This is a genomic window from Kitasatospora sp. NPDC001225, from assembly GCF_053597855.1.
The window spans coordinates 1-1,007 of sequence record NZ_JBSFJC010000500.1 but is presented as its reverse complement, the minus strand read 5'-3'; the positions used below and the strand labels follow the sequence as shown (position 1 = coordinate 1,007).

The 1,007-nt window shown below is 71.8% G+C and carries 1 protein-coding gene; it reads right to left on the bottom strand.

The genetic code is table 11. The annotated features are described in order from the left end of the window. On the bottom strand, nt 1-959 hold a 959-nt coding region (locus ACWDCZ_RS41750; RefSeq protein WP_449818781.1), incomplete at its 3' end, for a M64 family metallopeptidase. Nucleotides 960-1,007 lie beyond the last annotated feature (48 nt).

The following is a 1,007-nucleotide window of genomic DNA, read 5'->3' as shown; positions in this document are numbered from 1 at the left end:
TCGACGGTGAGGCGGTCCGCGGCGGTGAGCCGACTGCCGTTGGCGGTGGGGCTGGTGAGCGGCGTGGCGTGGCGGTAGAAGCCCGCGATCATCGCCTCGCGCCCGGGCAGGTTGAACTCCCGTCCTAGCGAGCGCATGATCGAGTTCTCGGTCGGCCGGTAGAGCCCGGTCGGGTAGTAGCCGCCGCCCTCGTACGCGCCGACCGTGCCGCCGTCCGGCGAGGCCTGGCCCAGCCAGCGCGACCACTTGGTGCCCTGCTGGCGCATCCGGTCGGCGGTCAGGGTGCTGATGTTGGCCTCGGTGGGCTCGCTGCCCTGGTACGTCCCCTGGCCGTCGTACGCGTACTCGTCGGCCAGCTTGCCCAGCGAGTGCCCGGTCTCGTGCACCGCGATCTGCCCGGACTTCGCGTTGCCGCCCGCCACGGTGGCGATCCCCTCGTAGCCGAGCGGGGACTTGACGTCGTTGTAGCCGGCGCCGCCGTACTTCGCGCTGTTGGCCACCACGAGGACCAGGTCCGCCTGCGGGGCCTTCGCCGCGTACGACTCGACCGCCTTCTCGTCCACGCAGAGCAGCCGCTCCACGCCGTCGCACCAGAAGTACGAGCCCAGCGCGGTGTGCCGCACCGTCCCCTGGTCCGGATCCCCGGTGACCCCGGACTCCGGCGATATCGCGGACACCGCCCAGACGTTGAACAGCGCGCGGTAGCTGGCGTAGGGCTCCACGGCGGTCATCTCGCGCCACTTCTGGGCCGCGTCCGCGCGGAACTTGTCCTGCTCCTGCGCGGTGTACCCGTCGCCGATCACCACCACGTCCAGCTTGGCGGCCGGCTCCCCGTTGCGGACCAGCGCCGTCACGTCGCCGTCGCCCCGCATCGGGGCCACGCCCTGGGCGCGGTCGGCGAGATAGGGGGAGACGGCCGATGCATCTGCCCTGGAGAAGCCGCCGTCATCGGTGAACACCTCAACCTGACGTGTCGACGCCTTGTCGCCCGCCGGACGGGTGTCGCC